Below are 21,012 nucleotides of genomic sequence, written 5' to 3' on the forward strand. Positions count from 1 at the left end.
AAACAGCATACATTGTGCTAGCGCGCAGGTAAGTGTTTAAAGCTGTCCATTAGAGGAGCAGACAAGCCGGGACCTCCAGCCAGCCTTAAGCATGCTGGAAGAGCACACGGTACTCGCCATAGCCTTCCTTCTCCAGGTCCTCTTTGGGAACAAAGCGCAGAGCTGCCGAGTTGATACAGTACCGCAATCCGTTCGCTCCGGGGCCGTCATTGAATACATGGCCCAAGTGGGAATCCGCTGTCTTGCTGCGTACCTCGGTGCGGACCATCAGGTGGCTGAGGTCGGTTTTCTCCTTGACCGCATAGTCCCGGATCGGACGCGTGAAGCTCGGCCAGCCGCAGCCGGAATCGAACTTATCCTCTGAGCTGAACAGCGGCTCCCCGGAGACAATATCCACATAGATCCCGTCTCCGTGGTGATCCCAGAATTCGTTGCGGAATGGAGATTCCGTAGCGCTGTTCTGCGTTACTTCATATTGAAGCGGAGTCAGGCGCTCCTTCAGGCTCTGCGGGTCCTCCTTATGCGTCCAGTGAGCTTCGATGAATGCTTCCCGGCCCGAACCCTTGCGGTAACGCTTGTAATGGGCTGGATTCTTGTGATGATAGCCCTGATGATATTCTTCGGCTGGGTAGAAGGGCTTAGCCGGAAGAATAGGCGTCACAATGGGAGCAGAGAAGCGTCCGCTGGCCTGAAGGGCCGCCTTGGAAGCCTCTGCTTGCTGGCGCTGCTCCTCCGAATGGGTGAAGATTGCCGTTCCATAAGAAGTGCCGCGGTCATGGAATTGCCCTCCGGCATCGGTAGGGTCAATCTGCTGCCAGAACAGCTCAAGCAGCTTGCTATATGGGAAAATATCCGGATTGAACGTAATCTGTACCGCCTCAACATGTCCGGTGGTTTCCGAGCATACTTCCTCGTAGGTCGGATTCACAGTATGTCCGCCTGTATAACCGGAGATAATCTTGACAATGCCCGGAAGCTCTTCAAAAGGGGATACCATACACCAGAAGCATCCACCGGCGAAGGTGGCTTGTTCGGTCTTGAAATTTATAGAATCAGCTTGAAATTCACTCATTGTTATCCCTCCATCTGTAGAATGCAATTAAATAGATCACAATTTAATTATAAATCAAATAGAGGCTTACTGCCAGCATACCGGAAATTCTTGAAGCGTCAGCGGCCCGCAGAAGGACGGCGGCGCATGGATAATCCGGCTACAGCCAGTACGGCAATATACACGATTATAGCTACAGCTGCACTTCGCGGATGCTGGAACATCTGTCCTCCCAGGAAGGCGTAGAGGGCGATGCCGGGAATTTTGCCAAGTGCGGTGGCTCCAAGATAGCTCCAGAAAGGCAGTCCGGCGGCACCGGCGTAGATATTCACAGCCATCTGCGGAATGAACGGTGCCAGGCGGGCGATCACTACAGATGCAAAAGGACGCTGCTGCACAGCAGACACAAATCTGTCCAGCGCGGAAATGCTGCTTAGATAGGCCATCGATTTGCTCCGGAACATGGATGTAACGACTCCATAGACAAGGGCTGCCGCGATCGTAGTAGCACTCCAGCAAATTAACGCTCCTGCGAAGCTTCCATAAGCATACCCGAACAATCCGATAATCAGCTTGTAGGGCAGGACCGGAAATAAGGCCAGCACTGTGGCGGCGAGCATGGACAAATACAAAGGATGATCCTCTCTAAGCCAGGCCAGGAGTTCATACCTGTAGATAAACGCGAGGATTATGCACGAAACATACAGAACAACCGTTAGCCATTTTCTCATTATACTATGCCCCTTCTTCACTCCATCCATTTCATCATACTGAAAAAAAAGCAATTAAAGCAATTATTGAAGCAAAGATCATTGTTCCCGCAGCATGTCACGGTATAATACATCTATAAGGGAATAGAAATTCCCCCAACATGTAAGGGAGATGCTGCTGTAATGAAACTACCTGTCCGTAAAAGAGTGGCAATGATCGGCATAGGCGATATTGCCCGTAAAGTCTATTTGCCGCTGCTCTCCCGGCATGATCAGGCCGAGGTGGTGGGAGTGCTCAGCCATTCCTCTGCTACGGTCGAGCGGGCAGTCCAGGCTTATCGCCTTCAGCGGGGGACAACCGAGCTTACGGAGCTGCTGTCCTGGGATCTGGATGCTGTGTTCATACATAGTCCTACAACTACGCACTATGAGCTGGTTACCTCTTGTCTGGAGCATGGGGTGTCCGTGTATGTGGACAAGCCGCTCTCCTATGATCTGGAGGAATCCCGCCGGATGGCAGAGCTTGCTGAGAACAAGGGGCTGCTGCTGGGAGTGGGCTTCAACCGCCGCTATGCCCCGATGTATGCCGCCGCCAAATCCTGGCTGCATAAGGCCGGAGGCATCAGCCAATCCGCTGCTGTCAAACACCGGACGAAGCTGCAGCAGGGCAGCAGCCATGAGACGATCCATGATGATCTAATCCATATGCTGGATCTGCTGCTCTGGCTGTCCGGCGGGGATTATGAGCTGCTGCACACCAGCCTGAAGGCGGATACGGAGGGGCGGCTTCTGCACGCCTCAGGAATGCTTGGCTGGGAGAACGGGACCACCGGCCATTACAGCATGGTCCGGGATGCCGGGGCCGATCTGGAGAAGCTGGAGCTGCACGGACATGGCAGATCGGTTGAGGTGACCGACATGGAACGGGTTATATTATATGAGCAGGGCTCGTTGCCGCGCACTCAGAACTTCGGCAGCTGGGATACAGTACTGGAGCGCAGAGGCTTCAGCGGCGTGGTCAGCCATTATCTCAGCAATATAGCGACACCGGAGCAATGTGGTATTTCCGCTTCGGCCGTATTGCCGAGCCATGAATTAGCAGCAAGACTAAGCCGCTGAGCGGTCAGATTCGCAGCAGAGAGGAGAACAACATGGAGGATTATGACAACAAGTCGATGGAAGAGAGGATTATCGAGAGCTATAAGCGGGACGAGGAAATGATGATTCTCGTATTTGCCCAGTGGTGTGTGAATAATAAGCTGGACCCGCATGCCCTGTATCTGCAGGCTTATCCGCAGCAGGAGGGCAATCAGGCGCTGGCCAATGCGCTGGCTCTGACGGTATCCGAGGAGGAGGCCGGCTTCATCTCCGATGATACGGTGCTGGGCGTACTCTCCCTCTATAGCAACGATGATCTTGCCTATGTGGTTACAGAGGCTATCCAGCTAAGACGCAAGGCAGGAGACACCAAGGATTGAGAGCGTAAATATAATAATTGGGGTTAATGAACTTTTTTTTGGCAAACGATGTTCATTCCAGAATAAATGTGGTAAAATTATATATACTAACTAATTGTAAGCTTCATAAGTGAGAGGTGATAACCATGGAAGAACATCAATTGACGATGTGCCCGAGATTTGAGACGGCGTTTTCGTTTCTGGGCAAGCGTTGGAACGGACTCATTATTCAGACCTTGATGAGCGGCCCCAAGCGGTTCAAGGATATTTCCGGACTGATTCCGTCAATGAGCGATAAGATGCTGTCCGAGCGCATGAAGGATCTGGAATGCGAGGGCATTCTGGTACGTCATGTGTACCCGGAGACACCGGTGCGCATTGAGTATGAATTGACAGTGAAGGGCCGTGCGCTTGAGCCGGTCATGCAGCAAATCCAGTCCTGGGCCGAGAGCTGGGTGGAGTAGCAGTACGTAATATATTTTTGATGACAGCCTCTTGCCGGGTATGCGGGTAAGGGGCTTTTCATATGCTGTTCTGCTTGAAATATAAGAATTTATAGGTTTCACACGATAACTTATTCTTCTATTTCTCGCTGAAACGGTACCGTCCTTTATAAGGACGGCAATGCCGTTTCCGCTTGTTTATGCAGATTTTGCCCAAATAAACCTTGCACTTAGGCCCTACCTGTGTAATATAATAGAACATACTAAATATTACGGATGTGTGGAAGCGTTAACAAAAGGTGGAAAAGCCCAGGGTTATGCGGCAGGCGGATGCTTACGAGATGTGTTTTGGACGATGCTGAGGGAAGGAAGCGGAGGGCTCACACAACTTTTAGGAGGCGAGGACCATGACCATCACCTTGTTTTCCCGGGAAATAACCTATGGAAAAAAGGATGTCGCCGAACTGGAGACTGCTTCGATTAAAGTACAGCTGATCTATGACAAGGTGCTGTTCATGCTTCATAACCATCTCCCGGATTCTCTGTGGGATGCGTGGATCGGTGTGCCCTATGAGATCATTTCTTCTCTATATAAAGGGGACAATGACAGCGGGAGCGTGTTTCAGAAATGGATTCAAGGCCCGTCCGGCTGGAAATGCATCGGCTGTGAACGGCATTGTCTGGAGCCGGTAGCGGCTAACGAAGGGAGTGGCCCAAATGTTCAGCGCCGCTTTACTTTTCATAATGGAATTAGCCAGAGCATGGTACTTCAAGCTGTGATATGGTCCATGTATGAGAATACCCGTCTGCTCCAGCCTTACCTGGGGGAGGAGGCTTTTCTGAGTGAGGAGGATATGGAGCTGATCTCTGTATATTTCGTGCCCACCTACCTTACCCCGGCACCGCTGAGCGAATTGAACAAACCGGCCAAAGAATATAAGGATAAGAACATCAGAGTGTATCAGGAATGGATCTCTGCCCCCGATCTGGTGCTGCAGTGGAACGGCGGCCTGACCGAAGGCAGATGGATGACGGGTGTCTATGTGGATCATTCACGGTTCGCCGGACTTGGCCCCTACCTGAAGGATGCGCAGGGCAAGCGGACTTATATGCAGGCGACGGTTCAATAAAAAAGGTAAACTCGAAAAAAGATTTGAACTTGAAGCCAGGTCGTCGCTGCGGTGAACATTTGGACTTCCGGCCGCTGTTGTGTTTGGATTCCCCGATACAAACCGCTCTTTGCGGTAGAAATCCAAACACAAAGGCATCGCTCCGCTCCTCCAGTTCCAAATTTCCCCTCCGCTTCTTTTGCTTTTCTGTTTAAATTCTTTATTTCTACTTCTAGTGACTCACAACAGCAAAAGCGGCTCTAGTCCGCCCGGTTATTCCTCCGCCGGATCAAGTACACTGTGCTTAAGATGACCAGTCCTGCTGTAAGGGAAATGATCAGAACTACCTTCCCGTTCGCGCCGCTGGTAGCTGCTGATTGGGCGGCTGGATTCACGAAGGTAATGATAAGGATGCAGGCCGCCACCACAATCGCCAGAACTGCACCCGCTATGCTTCTCCCGTTCACTCCGCTTTGCCCGCCAACTGGTCCCACATATGCACCGCTCCAGATCAGCCGTACGAGATAGGAACCTACACCCAGCATGAAAATTGCGTAATTACTAAGCGGATATTCCAGCCACTTCATTCCGTAGTTGTGCAGCCCCATGTCTGCCAGCAATAAGAATGCCATCAAAAGAAATGCCTGATTCCCCGCCTTGTGCCGCTTCTGCAGTTGTCTCTCATCCAGGTTCGTTCTGCTCATCCTTCGTTCCCTCCCAAAATAGTTGATCCAGCGTCTTCCCGAGTGTTACACAAATGTCAATGCACAGCCTCAGGGTGGGGTTGTAATCACCGTTCTCAATCGCGATAATCGTCTGCCTTGTGACCCCCACGGCATCTGCGAGCTGTTTTTGCGACATGTCTTTTGACGCTCTGGAGGCTTTGAGCCTTAAGTTTTTCCCCATTCCCTCACCTCACGCATATTGTAAAATATATAAAACAAAATGTCTAGTATATTTTACATTGAGATACTTAAATTTCACGTTCATTAAAATTTGTTATATTCAGTGCGTACAATCACAAGTTCCGCATAAGGCCAGTGATAAGGTGTAGAAGTGAAAAGAAACACAAACCTACATTTTAACCTGAGGAGGGGCCAACATGGCGTCCAATCAATTAAACGATACAACAATTCATCCCGGGTTCACCCCGGAAGCAATGGTCAGAGATATTGTTCTGCAGTTCCCCAAAGCAGCTGATTATTTCAAGGCACAACGGATCGATTTCTGCTGCGGAGGCGCAAAGCCGCTGGCTGAAGCCGCTGCCGAGAAGGGTCTTGACCCGGCAGCAATGGTGCAGGAGCTGAACAAGCTGCAAGAGCAGCACCCCGTTCTGGAAGAAGACACCGCCTGGAACGAGGCTTCTTCAGAGGAACTGGTGGATTATATTGTGAACAAGCATCACCGTTATTTGCGTGAAGAGCTTCCGCTAATCAGTCAAAATGTAACTAAGGTATTCCGCGTTCACGGTGAGGATTCGCCGCACCTCGGAGAGATGCACCGCCTATTCAATATGCTGCGTGAAGAGCTGCTACAACATACGGCAAAGGAAGAAGAGAGTGAATTCCCAAAGATGCTGGCCTACACTCAGAACCCAAGCGAAGAAGGACTTGCTGAACTGCGCGGATTGCTGCATAATCTGGAAGCCGAGCATGACGGGGCCGGAGAGATTCTGCGTGAGCTTCGCAGAGTAACTAATGATTACACGCCGCCCGCACATGCCTGCACAACCTATCGCTTAACCTATGCCCGTCTTGAAGAACTGGAAGGCATGACCTTCGAGCATGTGCATCTGGAGAACAATATTCTGTTCCTGCGGTATCAATAGGACCTGCTGCATTGAATAAGTCCCTTCGGGGACTTTTTACTTTTTCTTCCGGCAGAAATGATTTGAGAACCCTTCCTCTATGCGTTATCCTTAAAGAGTCCGGGAAAATACATATGAAGGCGGTGCCGCGGGATGTCCACGAAATGGATGCGCTTCATGCTGTGCCTTCTCTTGCTGGCCGCGGCAAGCGGTTGTGGCTTGGGATCAGGGAATGGCGGCAGCAGTAACGGGGGACAGGGATTAACCTTTTCGGTCAAGGTAGGTGACAGCGAAATGGCCGGGAGCTCGGCCAGATTGCTTAACGAAGCTTACGTGCCCGGAAATTCAATGATAGAGCTGTTCAAGAAGAGCGGCGTTGTTACATTTTCAGCAGATGGAGCTAATATTCTTGAGGTGAATAAGGTCTCCCTGGGTCCGGATATGAGCTGGGAGGTTCAGGTGAACGGCAAGAAGGTTCAAGAGCTGAATACGACCCTGGAGCCGGGTTCGGCCATTACAATGACAGCAGGTCCTGCCGGAACCGGAAAGATGTTTCAGCCTGTTATCATCACTGTGAACGGGGGGAGCGAGCAGCCGGAGCTGACCCATTCGCATGTGCTTTCTTTTATGCAGGATATGTCGGTCAAGGGACTGCTCAAGAACAGCGGTATGGTCCGGCTTGCCGAAGATAACCGGACGGTGCTCACCGTGATGGAATATACCCCGCTCAGCAGCGAGGAATGGAGACTGAAGGTCAACGATAAAGGTCTGCTCGGTAATGGAGTGGACATGAAGCTCAGTCCGCAGGACAAGCTGGAGATCTCTCTGGTACTGAAATAAGTGAATGAATGGATATCTGTGCGAAACTGCACGGGTATCCATTTTTTTTGAATAATATATCTCTGTGCTTCACGCCATAAGTTGTCCTATGTAAGAACGGGAGAAGTCATCTCCACTTGTGTGAAAAAATTCACATAAGGTGTGACTGTGGTCACACTTGCCAGGGAATTGGGGACAGTATAATTTCTCTATCAGGTAAAGTTATTGAAGAAATCAGAGTTTCTGAAGGAGGGTCTACCAGTGGCAGCGGAAAGAGAAAAGTTAGCGCTGATTGGGAATGGCATGGCGGGAGTAGGCACTATTGAGCAGATTCTAAAGCTGGGCGGCGCATATGATATTACTGTCTTCGGCAGTGAGCCGCATCCCAACTATAACCGGATTATGTTGTCCTATGTACTTGAAGGCAGCAAAACGATTGAAGACATCATTCTCAATGATCTCGGGTGGTATGAGGATAATCATATTACACTGCATACCGGTACGACGGTTACCCGGATCGATGAACAGAACAAACTAATATTGACCGATAACGGACTGGCGGTTCCTTACGATAAAGCAATTATTGCCACAGGCTCGAATTCTTTCATTCTACCCGTACCCGGCAGCAACAAGGATGGGGTAGTCGGCTTCCGCGATATCGCGGACTGTGATGCGATGCTGGCAGCAGCGAAGCAGTACCGCACGGCGGCTGTAATCGGCGGAGGATTGCTAGGTCTTGAAGCTGCGAAGGGCCTGGTCAATCTGGGCATGGATGTTACCGTTGTGCATCTGCTGGAGGATCTGATGGAGCGTCAGCTGGACCGTACCGCTTCTTCCATGCTACAGGCAGAGCTTATGCGTCAAGGTGTGAAGTTCGCCATGGGCAAGCAGACGGTCGAACTGACCGGCGAAGAACGGGTGACCGGTCTGCGCTTCAGTGACGGCAGTGAGCTGCCCGCAGAGTTTGTAGTGATGGCTGTTGGAATCAAGCCGAATGTCCAGCTTGCGAAGGACAGCGGAATCACCGTTAACCGCGGGATTGTAGTTGACGATTATATGCAGACTTCTATGGCTGATGTGTATTCTGTCGGCGAATGTACAGAGCACCGGGGAACCTGCTACGGACTCGTCGCACCGTTATTCGAGCAGGGCATGGTTCTCGCCAAGCATCTGTCAGGTAGTCAGACTCCAGGCTATGAAGGTTCAGTTGTAGCAACCAAGCTCAAAATTTCCGGGGTAGATGTATTCTCGGCTGGTGAATTCACCGAAACGCCGGAGCATACTGTCATTTCTGCCAAGGATGAATGGAAGCGAACCTACAAGAAGATTTTGCTTAAGGATAATGTAATTGTTGGTGCCGTTCTATTCGGTGATGTAACGGAATCTGCCAACCTGCAGAAGCTTGTGAAAAACAGCACAGAGATGACCAATGAAATCTATGATGAGGTTATGGGCACAAGCTGCTGCGGCGGAGGCGGAGCCAAGAAAGGCATGTCTGTTGAAGCGATGGCCGACGAAGAAATCGTCTGCGGCTGTAACGGCGTAACCAAAAAAGCGATTGTGGATGCTGTTACGGAGAACGGCTTCACTACGGTGGATGAGATCAAAGCCTGTACGGGGGCAACCCGCTCCTGCGGCGGCTGTAAGCCGGTGGTGGAGCAGATTCTGCAATTCGTTCTCGGAGACAGCTTCCAGCAGAGCGCCAAGCAGGGAATCTGCAGCTGCACCCCGCTTAGCCGGGATGAGATCGTTGCCGAGATTACGGCGAAAGGCCTCCGGACCACCAAGGAAGTCATGCATGTCCTGGACTGGAAGCAGGCAGAAGGCTGTTCCAAATGCCGCCCTGCAGTGAACTATTATCTGGGGATGATCTACCCTGACACTCATGAGGATGAGAAGGAGTCCCGGTTCGTCAATGAACGGATGAGTGCCAATATTCAGAAGGACGGAACGTATACAGTTATTCCGCGCATGTATGGAGGGGTTACCACTCCCGAGGATTTGAAGCGGATTGCCGATGTGTCTCTGAAATATGATGTGAAGGTTGTGAAGGTGACGGGCGGACAACGTCTGGACCTGATCGGTGTCAAAAAAGAAGATGTGCCTAAGGTGTGGGAGGAGCTGGATATGCCATCCGGCTATGGTTATGCGAAATCGCTGCGTACGGTAAAAACATGTGTGGGTTCGCAGTTCTGCCGCTTTGGCACACAGGATTCGATGGGCATGGGCGCTATGCTTGAGCGTAAATATGAGCGGCTGGATATGCCGGCCAAATTCAAGATGGCGGTTAACGGCTGTCCGCGTAACTGTGCAGAGTCCTGCACGAAGGATATCGGGATTGTCGGCAATGACGGCGGCTGGGAAGTATTCATCGGCGGCAATGGCGGGATTAAGCCACGGATCGCAGATGCCTTCTGCAAGGTGAAGACCGACGAGGAGCTGGTTGAGGTCTGCTCCGCAGTCATCCAGTACTACCGTGAGACCGGCAACTACCTGGAGAGAACCTCCGAATGGGTTGAGCGTATGGGTCTTGAGCATATCCAGACAGTGGTTATGGGCAATGACGACAACCGTAAAGAGCTGGCGGCACGTATTGACTTTGCCCTGGCCCAGGTGAGAGATCCTTGGCGGAAAATGCTGGACGACAAAAGCACCCGCACCGCGCTGTTTGAAGAGACACAGGTATAGTTCAAAGGGAGAGGGAGAGAGCATAATGGAACGGAGTAATCGGGAATATACGATAGGCAGAGTGGAAGATTTCATGCTGCAGATCGGCCGGGTAATTCATGCAGGAGACGTCGAATTAGCGATATTCCGCACATCGGACGGCGCAGTCTATGCGGTCCGCAACCACAGTCCCCACCCGAAGGGCGGCCCGCTCGCGGAAGGCATTGTATCAGGCTATTATTTATATGATCCGCTGCATGACTGGAAGATCGACCTTCGCACCGGAGAGGTTCAGGCACCGGACCGGGGGCAGGCAGAAGTCTATCCGGTTACAGTAGAGGGCGGAGTGGTTAAGGTCACTCTGCCTGCGGCAGTAACAAACCTAAATTAAAGGAAGAGCAGGTGCGGATATGTTTACGCAGAGCGTAGAGAATATCGTTGAGACAGCCGTAGGGAAGCGCGACAAAATGAATGAGAGTCTGCCCAAATATTTTTTGGCGGCCCTCCTGGCAGGAGCATATGTGGGTATTGGTATTATTCTGATCTTCTCCCTGGGGGCACCGCTGGCGGCGATCAAGTCACCGTTCCAGCCGCTGATTATGGGGGCATCCTTCGGGATTGCCTTGACCTTGGTTGTATTCGCAGGCTCAGAGCTGTTTACAGGTAATAATATGTTCTTCACAGTAAGCACGCTTGCCGGGAGAACAACAGTCTGGGATACGGTGAAGAACTGGGTCCTGGTCTTCCTCGGCAATGTGGCCGGTGCTGTGGTGCTGGCGCTGCTGATTCAGGGGTCGGGCCTCTTCAAGGCAGCCCCTGCCGAGCATCTGATCTTCGCAGCTGCCGCCAAAAAGATGAGCCTGCCGTTCTCAGAGCTGTTCTTCCGCGGTATTCTCTGTAACTGGCTGGTCTGCCTGGCACTGTGGATGTCCTCCCGCGCCAAGAGTGAAGCAGCGAAGCTGGTCCTGATCTGGTGGTGTCTGTTCGCCTTCATCGCGAGCGGCTATGAACATAGTGTAGCGAACATGACGCTGCTCAGCGTAGCCGTGCTGCTGCCGAATCACCCGGAGACCGTCAGCATCGCCGGTTGGCTGCATAATATGATTCCTGTCACGCTCGGCAATATCATCGGCGGCGGTGTATTCGTCGGCATGGCTTACTGGCTGATCTCGCCTGTGCGAACTCCGCGTAAACTATCTGCTCCTCCTCAGACTAAGAAAGCAAGCTAACTTCCATATAAAGCCCTGCAGCTGCTACATGGCTGCGGGGCTTTTTTGTCGCTCTATCCCTGCTATAATAGGGATAATTCTTACCAGGAGGTTATTTTCATATGAATATATTGATTCTTGGTGCCACCGGCCGGGTGGGGAGCCACATTGTTACCTATGCTCTTCAGGATGGACATTACGTGACAGTGTTGGTCCGTAAGCCGGAGAAGGTTCAGCCGATCCATACCAACCTGACGATCATCGAAGGTAATGTTCTTAATCAAGAAGATGTTGCCCGGGCAGTGCAGGGAAATGATGTAGTTATTAGTGCATTGAACACTGATGGGACAACCACGCTTACAGACAGTACGCCTTTTATCATTGAAGCCATGTATCAGGAAGGGATAGAGCGCATTATTACCGTAGGAACTGCGGGTATTCTCAAAAGTGAGCTTTCACCTGAACTCCTGCGTTACCAATCCAGCGAATCTAAACGCAGGTCCACCCGTGCCGCAGAAGAACATGAGCAAGCCTATCGCTTGCTGGAGCGGTCGAACCTTAAATGGACCATTGTGTGCCCAACCGCTCTGCAGAACGGCGAACGCTTGGGAACCTATCGTGTGAGACAAGACATTCTGCCCCAAGGCGGTACTGAAATATCTGTAGCAGATACAGCGGAATTCACTTATAGTCAAATTGATGCTAGCGATTTCATAAGAGCCCGTGTGGGTATAGCTTACTGATAAGGGGAAGTGAGCAGAAAAAAAGACGCCGGTCAGGGCGTCATGACCACTCTATTAAATTTTTTGGGTCAGATATGTTTCAATGAGGTGAATAGAGGGTATTATTGATAGGAAATTAAATTCGGCAAATTTCATTGGGACATAATTCGCAGTGGCAGATTTCCTGAAGCATCGCCAGATCCTTGATGACAATCATGCCATTCTCATACTCCACTGCATCTTTTTTGCGCAGATCACTTAGCATGCGGTTAACGCTCTCACGGGTAGCGCCGATCATGTTGGACAGATCTGTATGCGTGATTTTTTTGTTGATCAGAATGCTGTCGCCAGTCTTCTCACCATAGGTATTGCCAAGACGGATTAGTGTGGAGCAGAGTGCGCCCGGTTTGCCGTACATCATCAGATCGCGGAATTTCGTCTGGGTGAGACGGTGATGAATGCCCATCCATTTCATGAAGTCGATGGCGAAGTCGCAGTGCTGGCAGATCAGAATCTCCAGATCCTTCTGCTCGATCACGCCTACTTCACTCTCTTCAATCACTTCGGCCGTGAAGCTGTGCTTCGTGCTGAAGAACGGATCAGCCTGACCTACCATATCGCCGGCCTGATACATATACAGAATCAGTTCCTTGCCTTCGTCTGTAGATTTGGTCAATTTCACACGTCCACGCTTGATATAAAACAGTTTATCCGAGAAATCGCCTTCCCAGAACAGGTGTGATCCTTCAGGGACTACACGTTCCTTCATGGTGACCAACAGGCGGTTAAAATTCTGTTCGGAGAAACAGTTTGTATTGCCGCGGGCTTCGATAACATTATAATGTTCCTTTATCATAATCGACATCCCCTTTATTCCCTCAGTTTTTCAGTAAATTTTAAATTAATTATACCTTGAAATTCCTCTTTATGGGTAAGTATTTTCGTATAAAAGTGTCGAATTTTTAACATTGTGATAAATTTCACTTCAATTGTGTGAGCAAGGTTATGTTTTTGGGCGCATGATAGGCTTTTTTAAAATATAAGAACTTATATGTTTCACACGATATTATATCAGTTGCCACCTGTTCTGGATAGATGCAGAGGGGGAGCGGCTTTTTTGCGTTTGTCGTCCGCATTCCATATGATCCGTACAAATGCACATAACTCGCTTACAGGCGGACCTTGGTCACGGGCGGGCTTAGCGATACTCTGGAACTAAAGTGTCCGTTGTTTCCGCTGTGAGCGGAGGCGCGGACCAAGCCTCACTTAGCGAAGGAGAGTTTCGATTATGGCAAAAGTAGCAGATCCCTATCTGAAGGTCAATCCCTGGGCAATTATTGAGGAAGGCTTTGATCCGGAACGCAACCGGACTTCGGAATCGATTTTTTCACTGGGCAATGAGTATATGGGGGTACGGGGGTATGCGGACGAGGGCTACAGCGGCGATTCCTTGCCGGGCAGCTATTTCAACGGGCTGAATGAGCAGATGGAGGTTGGCAATCATTATAAGGGGATTATCCGGTCGCTGCGCTACATGGTCAATGCCGTGGACTGGCTGCATACCCGGATCTCGGTGGACGGTGAAACTCTGGATCTGGCGCACTCCCGCATTGAGGCTTATACGCGCAGACTGGATTTCCAGGCGGGAACCTATACACGGGAGTTCATCTGGCTGCTGGCAGACGGGAAAAAGCTGAAGCTCTGCTTCACACGCCTGATCAGCATGACTCTGTCCCATCTGGGACTGCAGCAGATTAGCTTCACCGCGCTTAATTTCATGGGGAAGGTGGATATTTGTACTGGCCTTGACTTCGGCATGGTTCATGAGGAACACGGCCAGAGTATGTGGAAAGAGCAGCAGCGCGGCGGGGAAGGAGCAATAACTGCCATTATGGCCCGTACGCTGACAACCGGAAATCAGCTGTTCTCGGGCTTTGTCCTGAAATCTTCGCAGTCGCTGCATACGGAGCTTGTGGAAGATGACCGGTATATCGGGCGGCAATTCCCGCTTATGCTGGCTGAAGGGGAGCCTGCTTCCTTCACGAAGCTTGTGGTCAATGTGACAGGCACGGATGCTGCCCCAGCTACAGAACGTCTCTGGACAAAAGGCATGGAGCTTGCAGCAGCGGCGGACCGGCTGGTGGAGGAAGAGGTGGTTGCTGACCAGGCCTCCTATTGGAGCAGCATCTGGGCAACCAGCGATATCCGGATTGAGGGCGACCCGGAGAATCAGCAGGGCATCCGTTTTTGTATTTTTCAGCTGTATCAGACGTATCACGGGGACCATCCCGGGTACAACATCGGTGCCAAAGGGTTAACCGGCGAGGCTTACCGGGGGCTGGCCTTCTGGGATACCGAGTCCTACTGTCTGCCGTTCTATCTGTTCAATAACCCGAAGGCGGCCCGCAGTCTGCTGGAATTCCGCTACAAGACGCTGCCTCAGGCGCTCCAGCGCGGGAAGGATGTAGATTGCGCTGGCGCATTCTATCCGATTGCCACGATTGACGGGACAGAGAGCTGTGACCTGTGGCAGCATTCCAATCTGCAGCTTCATGTCGGGACGGCGGTCGCCTACGGCATCTGGCATTATGTGAAGAACACCGGCGACCTGGAATTCCTCTACAGCAAAGGCGCCGAGATGCTGATTCAGATCAGCCGTTTCTACGCATCCCGCGGCCAGTGGGGTCAACGCACCGGGGAATACGGATATTTCGGCGTGATGGGGCCGGATGAATTCCAGCTTATGGTTAACAATAACTGCTACATCAATCTGATGGCCCAGAAGTTATTCGAATATACGCTCGAAACAGTAGCCCTCATGAAGGCGGAGGCGCCTGAAGCATATACGGCGGTTATAGTGGTTACTGCGCTCCGCGAGGAGGAATTGGCCGACTGGGACCACAAGCGTGCCCATATGAAAATCCCGTTCGATCCCGGCAGCGGCATCTACGAGGAGCATGACGGATTTTTTGATATGCCGCATATCGACATTCATTCGATTCCGGTTACGGAATTCCCGCTGTACTCGAATTGGTCGTATGACCGCCTGTACCGTTACGATATGATCAAGCAGCCGGATGTGCTGATGTTCCTGTTCCTCTACAACGGGCAGTTCTCCCGCGAGACCAAGCTGGCTAATTATGATTATTATGAACCGAGATGTATTCATGAGTCCTCGCTCTCGCCGTCCATTCACTCGATTCTGGCCAGTGAGCTGGGCAAATCGGAGGAAGCGTACCGGTTCTTCGAGTTCGCCACGCGACTAGATCTGGACAACTATAACCGCAATACCCGGGAAGGGCTGCACACCACATCGATCGCCGCAGCGTGGATGAACATCGTCTACGGCTTCGGCGGAATGCGCTCGGATGGAGATTGTCTGTCCTTCCGGCCGGTGCTGCCGCAGAAGTGGACCGCTTACAGCTTCCAGGTGATGTGCAGGGGCGTACTGCTGGGCATTACGGTAAATGCAGAGTCGGTTTCCTTCAGAGCAGTCAATGGCGGAAGCACAGAGGTGCTGATCTATGATCAGCAGGTGACCGTAGATGAAGCAGGAATCGAGCTTCCTCTCGCTGAAGGGATGGCTGTGTAATGGACTGGACGGTAAGTGAGCGCAGCTTCGGACCCGGGCGGATTACGGCGAACGGCAACAAATATATGACCGGCAATGGCTATATGGGCTTCCGGGGAGTCCTTGAGGAGTTCGGGAAGGAGCAGCTTGCGGCGGTTACATTGGCCGGAGTATATGACCGGGCGGGCGACAAATGGCGCGAGCCGGTGAACGCCCCGAACGGACTGTATACGGTAGTAAGCTGTGAAGGGGAAGTGCTAAGCGTACTGGAGTCGGAACCGCTGGCTCATACACAGAGCCTGAACCTCCGCTCAGCAGTCCACTCGAGGGAGACGGTGTTCACTATCCGCAGCGGCGGGAAGCTGACCCTGACCGCAGAGCGGTTCGTTAGTATGGATCAGCTCCACCTGCTGGCAGCCAAATGGACTCTTCACTGCAACGCCGATTGCCGGATAGAGATTACTACAGGAATCGATGGCGCGGTGTGGGATATTAACGGTCCCCATCTGTTCGAGCAGCAGAGCAGCTCTGCCGGCGGGGTGCTACTGTCAACAGCAGTTACCGGGGAGCTGGGGCAGCAGGTGGCGGTGGCGGAGCTTATAACGTTCGGTACGGCTGAACAGGCGAAGCGGGTTGACGGTGTTATCGGGCTGGATGGAGGAACCGCACTGCGCCATATTTCTATAGAAGCTAAGGCAGGTGAGACTTATACATGGTGCAAATATGCAGCCGTGTTCACCGGTCTGGATGGCGAAGGCGATCCTGCAGAAGATGGACCTGATGAGCGGGCGGTGCAGACCGTCCAGGCCGCCGCTGAGACAGGGTATGCCGGACTGCTGGAGGCTCACAGCCGGAAGTGGGCGCAGCGATGGTCACGCAGTGATTGTGTCATTGAAGGCGATGAGGAGGCGCAGTTCGCGCTGCGGTACAGTATGTATCAGCTGCTGATCATTGCACCTACGCTGTCTGCGAGAGTATCCATTCCGGCACGCGGGCTGTCGGGCCAGGTCTATAAGGGCGCGGTATTCTGGGATACAGAAATGTTCATGCTGCCCTTTTTCCTGCACAGCGACCCGGGCACCGCCCGTAACCTGATGATGTACCGCATCCACACGCTGGACGGTGCGCGGCGGAAGGCGGCGGAGTATGGATATTTGGGGGCTTTTTATGCTTGGGAGAGTCAGGATACAGGGGATGATGCCTGTACCCTGTTCAATGTGAACGATGTATTTACCGGGCGACCCATGAGGACCTATTTCCGCGATAAGCAGATTCATATCAGTGCAGATGTCGTGCACGGCCTCTGGCAATACGTGACCTTCACAGGAGATGACAGCATCCTGGCGGACGGCGGGGCGGAGGTCATCTGGGAATGTGCGCGTTTCTTCTATTCCTATGCTTATTATAATCCCGTGAAGCAGCGGTATGAGCTGCTGGATGTTACCGGCCCGGATGAATATCACGAGCGCGTGAATAATAACGCATTTACGAGCGCTATGGTTCAGGAGACACTGAAGATTGCCTTGCAGACAGCAGAAAGATTGCAGGACAAATATCCGGCCGTGTATAACGGTCTTGCTGAATCTTACGCAGACGGGCCGTTCCTGGATGAATTCAGAGCCATGCTGGCACAGCTCTATGTTCCGCAGCCGGACCCGGATACGCTGGTGATTGAACAATTCGACCGTTATCTGCAACTGGAGGATGTGTCTCTGGCTGAGCTGAGGGCACGGGTCATTCACCCGAATGAGTACTGGGGCGGAGGCAATGGGCTGGCTGCTACCACAAGAATCCTGAAGCAGGCCGATGTGGTGCTGATGTTGCACCTGTTCCGGGACAGATACAGCAGGAAAGTGAAGCAGGCCAACTGGGAATTCTATGAGCCGCGAACCGAGCATGGTTCCAGCCTCAGTGCATGTATCTACGCACTGGCTGCAGCGGATATCGGCTTGCCGGACTGGGGATATCCTTATTTCATGCGCACTGCCACCGTAGATCTTACCGGGGAGTCGAAGCAGTATGTCGGCGATCTCTATATTGGCGGGACGCATCCGGCGGCGAATGGAGGCGCATGGATGGCTGTGGTTCTTGGCTTCGCGGGTGTGCGCTTTGATGGACAGACCGTTACCCTTAAGCCGTCTCTGCCGGAGACCTGGAGTTCCATTGAGCTGCCGGTGATTCTGCGCGGAGGCAGCTTCCGGCTGCGGATCGGCCGCGAAGAGATCACGGTTACGGCAGCGCCCGGCAACCGCGAAGCGGTAAGCTTCGCCGGATTCGGCGGTGAGTCTGTGCCGTGCCCGCCCGGTGCAATCCTGGAGTTAGCGTCTGAGTCCAATCAGAGAGGATTATGACATGATGCTGGAGCATATGAAGGGTGCTATTTTCGATCTGGATGGCGTGATTGTAGACACGGCTAAATATCACTATCTGGCCTGGCGTTCGCTCGCCGGGGAGCTGGGCTTCCCGTTCACCGAAGAGGACAATGAGCGGCTGAAGGGCGTCAGCCGGATGCGGTCGCTGGATATTCTGCTTCAGATCGGCGGTCTGAGCTTCGGCGAAGCAGAGAAGCTGGCGATGGCGGAGAAGAAGAACCGCCTCTATGTAGAATATATCTCAGGCCTGGATGAATCAGAGCTGCTGCCCGGTGTCAGAGCCTATCTAAGTGCGCTCAGAGCACGCGGCGTGGCTATTGCCCTTGGCTCTGCGAGTAAGAATGCTGAATTCATACTGGATAAGCTGAATATCACGGGGCTGTTCGATGTGGTGGTAGACGGCAATAAGGTCTCTCGGGCGAAGCCGGACCCTGAGGTGTTCCTGACCGCCTGCCGGGAGCTGGGGCTGCAGGCGCAGGACTGCGTGGTGTTCGAGGATGCCGAGGCCGGAGTAGCCGCCGGCAAGGCTGCAGGAATGCAGGTGGTCGGCATCGGGAAGCCTGAAGTGCTGAAGGCAGCGGATCTGGTGATATCCGGATTGCATGAATTGTAAGACCTTGATAGAATGGCCCTTGAGGAACTTTTTCCTCTATTATCTATTCTATTATAGAAGGAAAGCTTGAGGGATGATGATGGAAACGTTGTTGCTATGGCCTGAAAGTGCGCCTGGAGCGCTGGGAGCCAGTGAAGAGGATCAGCCTGCGATTACACCTTATTTAGTTGAAGGCAAGGGGAATGCCGCTGTTCTGGTCTGTCCGGGAGGCGGGTATGCGATGCGTGCCGACCATGAAGGCGGTCCGGTTGCGGAGTGGCTGAATACGCTGGGCATCTCCGCCTTCGTGCTGCGCTACCGTGTTGCGCCTTACCAATACCCGAGTGCGCTGCTGGATGCTCAGAGAGCGCTGCGCACAATTCGCTTCCGGGCGGACGAATTCGGCATCGACCCGGACCGTCTCGGTATTCTGGGCTTCTCGGCGGGCGGACATCTCGCTTCTACCGCCGGGGTATCTTATGCTCCGGGCAATCCTGATCACCCGGAGCCATTGGAGCGGCTGTCCAGCCGTCCTGACCGCCTCATTCTATGCTACCCGGTTATCTCGATGACCGAAGGGGTGACACATCAGGGCTCGAAGGAGAATCTGCTGGGAGCCGTTCCCGATGCAGAGCTGTCACTTAAGCTCAGCAGCGAGTTCCAGGTGACCCCGGACACGCCGCCAACGTTCCTCTGGCATACCTCTGATGATGATTATGTTCCGGTGGAGAACAGCCTGCTGTTCGCCGCAGGTCTTAGCCGTCATAAGGTTCCGTTCGATCTGCATATCTATGCGCACGGTGTACACGGTCTGGGCTTAGCCCCTGAAGAGCCGCACACCAAGACATGGACGGATGCCTGTGCCTCGTGGCTGCAATTAAACGGATATACGAGAGCGTGAACTTCTGCTTCAATGTCCGTGTCCAAGGATAGGGTGATACGAGAGACTCAGGGAAGGCAGGTACATATTATGGAGCTTAGATTTTCACAAGTGAATACAGCGGAAGAAACTGCTGAGGTTGCCCGGTTGGCAGCAGAGATATGGCGCGAATATTATATCACCCTTATTACTTCCGAGCAGATCGAGTATATGCTTGGCAAGTACCAGTCGGTTCCAGCGATTACGCAGCAGATCCATGAGCAGGGTTACGAATATTACTTAATCCATAGCGGGGATGGCTCCACGGTGGGGTATATGTCGGCCAGACAAGTGGAAGGGAAGCTCTTCCTGAGCAAGTTCTATATAGGCAAGGAGTACAGGGGGCGCAGCTATGCCAGCCAGGCGTTGGTCTTCCTGGAGAAGCTGTGTCAGGAGCGGAACCTGACTCATATTTGGCTAACGGTCAATCGTGATAATGAATCAAGTATTGCGGTCTATACAAGAAAGGGCTTTCGGACCCTTAGGGAACAAGTGGCAGATATCGGGAACGGATTCGTCATGGATGATTACATTATGGAAAAAGAAATCCCGGTCCCCTGAGAGAGGAACAGCTTATTCATGAACAAGGATTCATCCTATAACCAATCGGTGACTTATTGGAAACAATACCAAAGATTTTTCCCTGAAGAAATGCAGGTCCATGCAGGATATCTGCCGACAGAGGAATGGATGATCTGGAATAATGCCCATATTCATCTGGACCGTATGCCTGCTCCAGATGCACCATTAAAAATTATTTTCATTCATGGCGCTGGAGGCAATGGAAGATTGCTCGCGCCTTATGCGCGCATGCTGCAAACCTATGGTTATGAAGTCGTCTCTCCGGATCTGCCTCCCTATGGTCTAAGCTATACCGATTCAGGGGGATCATTGGATTATCAACTCTGGATTGACATCCTGAATGAACTAATCGAACAGGAGCTGAAACGGGACGGCAAGCCTGTTATTCTGCTGGGCTCCAGTATTGGCGGCATGTTGGCTTATCACACCGCAGTACAAAGTAAGCAGGTCAAAGGGTTGATTGCAACGACATTTGTGGATACGAGTGAGGTGAAGGTTCGTGATCAGCTAGCTCCCAACAAACTCATTAGCCGGTTAGGGGGATTTTTAATGAGCAAATTCCCTTTGGTGTTAGATTCCTTGCATATCTCTGTGAATAAAGTATCCCGGATGAAATGGATCACGAACAACGCTGAACTGACCAGACTCATTATGAATGATCCTCATGCGGCAGGAACAAAAATCCCTTTACGCTTATTAAGAACCTTTCTAAATATGAAACCGGTCCTGAAACCTCAGCAGTTTGACCTTTGTCCGGTATTACTCGTTCATCCTCAATTAGATCCTATGACGCCTTACCGTTTCAGCAGACCATTTTATGACCATCTTAAAGGCAGGAAAGAATCTGTGATTCTAGAGGGTGCAGGTCATTTTCCGATTGAACAACCGGGGCTGGAGCAGATGATTGCTGCTGTGCTTGCTTTTTTGAGAACAGTAAAGGAAGAATTACAGCTAGCATAAGCCGTCCGGCTCAATGTGCTCAG

21 protein-coding genes are annotated in these 21,012 nt (G+C 52.1%); 16 read left to right on the forward strand and 5 right to left on the reverse strand.

Features of this window, described 5'->3' with window-relative positions; translation table 11 throughout:
• Nucleotides 1–85: 85 nt before the first annotated feature.
• Nucleotides 86–1,072, reverse strand: a complete 987-nt coding sequence (gene msrA, locus MKY96_RS06955; RefSeq protein WP_340939416.1) for a peptide-methionine (S)-S-oxide reductase MsrA — start codon at nucleotides 1,070–1,072, stop codon at nucleotides 86–88.
• A 98-nt stretch (nucleotides 1,073–1,170) separates the two neighbouring features.
• A complete protein-coding gene (locus MKY96_RS06960; protein WP_340939419.1) occupies nucleotides 1,171–1,782 on the reverse strand; it encodes a TVP38/TMEM64 family protein in 612 nt (203 codons plus the stop codon).
• A 162-nt stretch (nucleotides 1,783–1,944) separates the two neighbouring features.
• On the opposite strand from MKY96_RS06960, the gene MKY96_RS06965 reads away from it, so the two are divergent.
• The 4 genes from MKY96_RS06965 (at nucleotide 1,945) to MKY96_RS06980 (ending at nucleotide 4,791) form a co-directional block, all read left to right on the forward strand.
• Nucleotides 1,945–2,880 (forward strand): Gfo/Idh/MocA family protein, encoded by a 936-nt coding sequence (locus MKY96_RS06965; RefSeq protein WP_340939421.1) that lies wholly within the window; start codon nucleotides 1,945–1,947, stop codon nucleotides 2,878–2,880.
• Nucleotides 2,881–2,912: 32 nt separating this feature from the next.
• The gene (locus MKY96_RS06970) at nucleotides 2,913–3,239 is read left to right on the forward strand and encodes a hypothetical protein (protein ID WP_340939422.1); all 327 of its coding nucleotides are present in this window, start codon (nucleotides 2,913–2,915) and stop codon (nucleotides 3,237–3,239) included.
• A gap of 125 nt (nucleotides 3,240–3,364) precedes the next feature.
• Nucleotides 3,365–3,682, forward strand: a complete 318-nt coding sequence (locus MKY96_RS06975) for a winged helix-turn-helix transcriptional regulator (RefSeq protein ID WP_036698497.1) — start codon at nucleotides 3,365–3,367, stop codon at nucleotides 3,680–3,682.
• Nucleotides 3,683–4,068: 386 nt separating this feature from the next.
• On the forward strand, nucleotides 4,069–4,791 hold the full coding sequence (locus MKY96_RS06980; protein WP_340939424.1) for a hypothetical protein: 723 nt from the start codon (nucleotides 4,069–4,071) through the stop codon (nucleotides 4,789–4,791).
• Nucleotides 4,792–5,030: 239 nt separating this feature from the next.
• On the opposite strand, the gene MKY96_RS06985 is transcribed toward MKY96_RS06980, so the two are convergent.
• Nucleotides 5,031–5,474 (reverse strand): DUF6773 family protein, encoded by a 444-nt coding sequence (locus MKY96_RS06985; protein ID WP_340939426.1) that lies wholly within the window; start codon nucleotides 5,472–5,474, stop codon nucleotides 5,031–5,033.
• Nucleotides 5,452–5,676 carry a helix-turn-helix transcriptional regulator gene (locus MKY96_RS06990; protein ID WP_340939427.1) on the reverse strand — a complete coding sequence of 75 codons (225 nt, stop codon included), beginning with the start codon at nucleotides 5,674–5,676 and terminating at the stop codon, nucleotides 5,452–5,454. The genes MKY96_RS06985 and MKY96_RS06990 overlap by 23 nt, the downstream gene beginning before the upstream one ends.
• A gap of 226 nt (nucleotides 5,677–5,902) precedes the next feature.
• Here MKY96_RS06990 and ric point away from each other — a divergent pair, with 226 nt between their 5' ends.
• The 6 genes from ric (at nucleotide 5,903) to MKY96_RS07020 (ending at nucleotide 12,014) form a co-directional block, all read left to right on the forward strand.
• A complete protein-coding gene (gene ric, locus MKY96_RS06995) occupies nucleotides 5,903–6,598 on the forward strand; it encodes an iron-sulfur cluster repair di-iron protein (RefSeq protein ID WP_340944482.1) in 696 nt (231 codons plus the stop codon).
• Between the two features lie 132 nt (nucleotides 6,599–6,730).
• Complete coding sequence (locus MKY96_RS07000) at nucleotides 6,731–7,417, forward strand: hypothetical protein (protein ID WP_340939428.1); 687 nt, start codon at nucleotides 6,731–6,733, stop codon at nucleotides 7,415–7,417.
• Between the two features lie 240 nt (nucleotides 7,418–7,657).
• Nucleotides 7,658–10,084 (forward strand): nitrite reductase large subunit NirB, encoded by a 2,427-nt coding sequence (gene nirB, locus MKY96_RS07005; RefSeq protein WP_340939429.1) that lies wholly within the window; start codon nucleotides 7,658–7,660, stop codon nucleotides 10,082–10,084.
• A gap of 25 nt (nucleotides 10,085–10,109) precedes the next feature.
• Complete coding sequence (gene nirD, locus MKY96_RS07010) at nucleotides 10,110–10,454, forward strand: nitrite reductase small subunit NirD (RefSeq protein WP_340939430.1); 345 nt, start codon at nucleotides 10,110–10,112, stop codon at nucleotides 10,452–10,454.
• A 19-nt stretch (nucleotides 10,455–10,473) separates the two neighbouring features.
• Nucleotides 10,474–11,292 (forward strand): formate/nitrite transporter family protein, encoded by an 819-nt coding sequence (locus tag MKY96_RS07015; protein ID WP_340939431.1) that lies wholly within the window; start codon nucleotides 10,474–10,476, stop codon nucleotides 11,290–11,292.
• A gap of 101 nt (nucleotides 11,293–11,393) precedes the next feature.
• On the forward strand, nucleotides 11,394–12,014 hold the full coding sequence (locus MKY96_RS07020) for an NAD(P)-dependent oxidoreductase (protein WP_340939432.1): 621 nt from the start codon (nucleotides 11,394–11,396) through the stop codon (nucleotides 12,012–12,014).
• 115 nt (nucleotides 12,015–12,129) lie between these two features.
• On the opposite strand, the gene MKY96_RS07025 is transcribed toward MKY96_RS07020, so the two are convergent.
• Nucleotides 12,130–12,849: a Crp/Fnr family transcriptional regulator gene (locus tag MKY96_RS07025; protein ID WP_405115098.1), complete on the reverse strand. Its 720-nt coding sequence runs from the start codon at nucleotides 12,847–12,849 to the stop codon at nucleotides 12,130–12,132.
• A 432-nt stretch (nucleotides 12,850–13,281) separates the two neighbouring features.
• On the opposite strand from MKY96_RS07025, the gene MKY96_RS07030 reads away from it, so the two are divergent.
• The 6 genes from MKY96_RS07030 (at nucleotide 13,282) to MKY96_RS07055 (ending at nucleotide 20,989) form a co-directional block, all read left to right on the forward strand.
• Nucleotides 13,282–15,585: a glycoside hydrolase family 65 protein gene (locus MKY96_RS07030; RefSeq protein WP_340939433.1), complete on the forward strand. Its 2,304-nt coding sequence runs from the start codon at nucleotides 13,282–13,284 to the stop codon at nucleotides 15,583–15,585.
• Complete coding sequence (locus tag MKY96_RS07035; RefSeq protein ID WP_340939434.1) at nucleotides 15,585–17,915, forward strand: glycosyl hydrolase family 65 protein; 2,331 nt, start codon at nucleotides 15,585–15,587, stop codon at nucleotides 17,913–17,915. The genes MKY96_RS07030 and MKY96_RS07035 overlap by 1 nt, the downstream gene beginning before the upstream one ends.
• 4 nt (nucleotides 17,916–17,919) lie before the next feature.
• On the forward strand, nucleotides 17,920–18,549 hold the full coding sequence (gene pgmB / locus MKY96_RS07040) for a beta-phosphoglucomutase (protein ID WP_340944484.1): 630 nt from the start codon (nucleotides 17,920–17,922) through the stop codon (nucleotides 18,547–18,549).
• Between the two features lie 79 nt (nucleotides 18,550–18,628).
• The gene (locus MKY96_RS07045; protein ID WP_340944486.1) at nucleotides 18,629–19,429 is read left to right on the forward strand and encodes an alpha/beta hydrolase; all 801 of its coding nucleotides are present in this window, start codon (nucleotides 18,629–18,631) and stop codon (nucleotides 19,427–19,429) included.
• A 69-nt stretch (nucleotides 19,430–19,498) separates the two neighbouring features.
• The gene (locus MKY96_RS07050; protein ID WP_340939436.1) at nucleotides 19,499–20,008 is read left to right on the forward strand and encodes a GNAT family N-acetyltransferase; all 510 of its coding nucleotides are present in this window, start codon (nucleotides 19,499–19,501) and stop codon (nucleotides 20,006–20,008) included.
• 18 nt (nucleotides 20,009–20,026) lie between these two features.
• A complete protein-coding gene (locus MKY96_RS07055) occupies nucleotides 20,027–20,989 on the forward strand; it encodes an alpha/beta hydrolase (protein WP_340939437.1) in 963 nt (320 codons plus the stop codon).
• Nucleotides 20,990–21,012 lie beyond the last annotated feature (23 nt).

This window comes from Paenibacillus sp. FSL R7-0302, from assembly GCF_038006885.1.
Lineage (GTDB): Bacteria > Bacillota > Bacilli > Paenibacillales > Paenibacillaceae > Paenibacillus_AQ.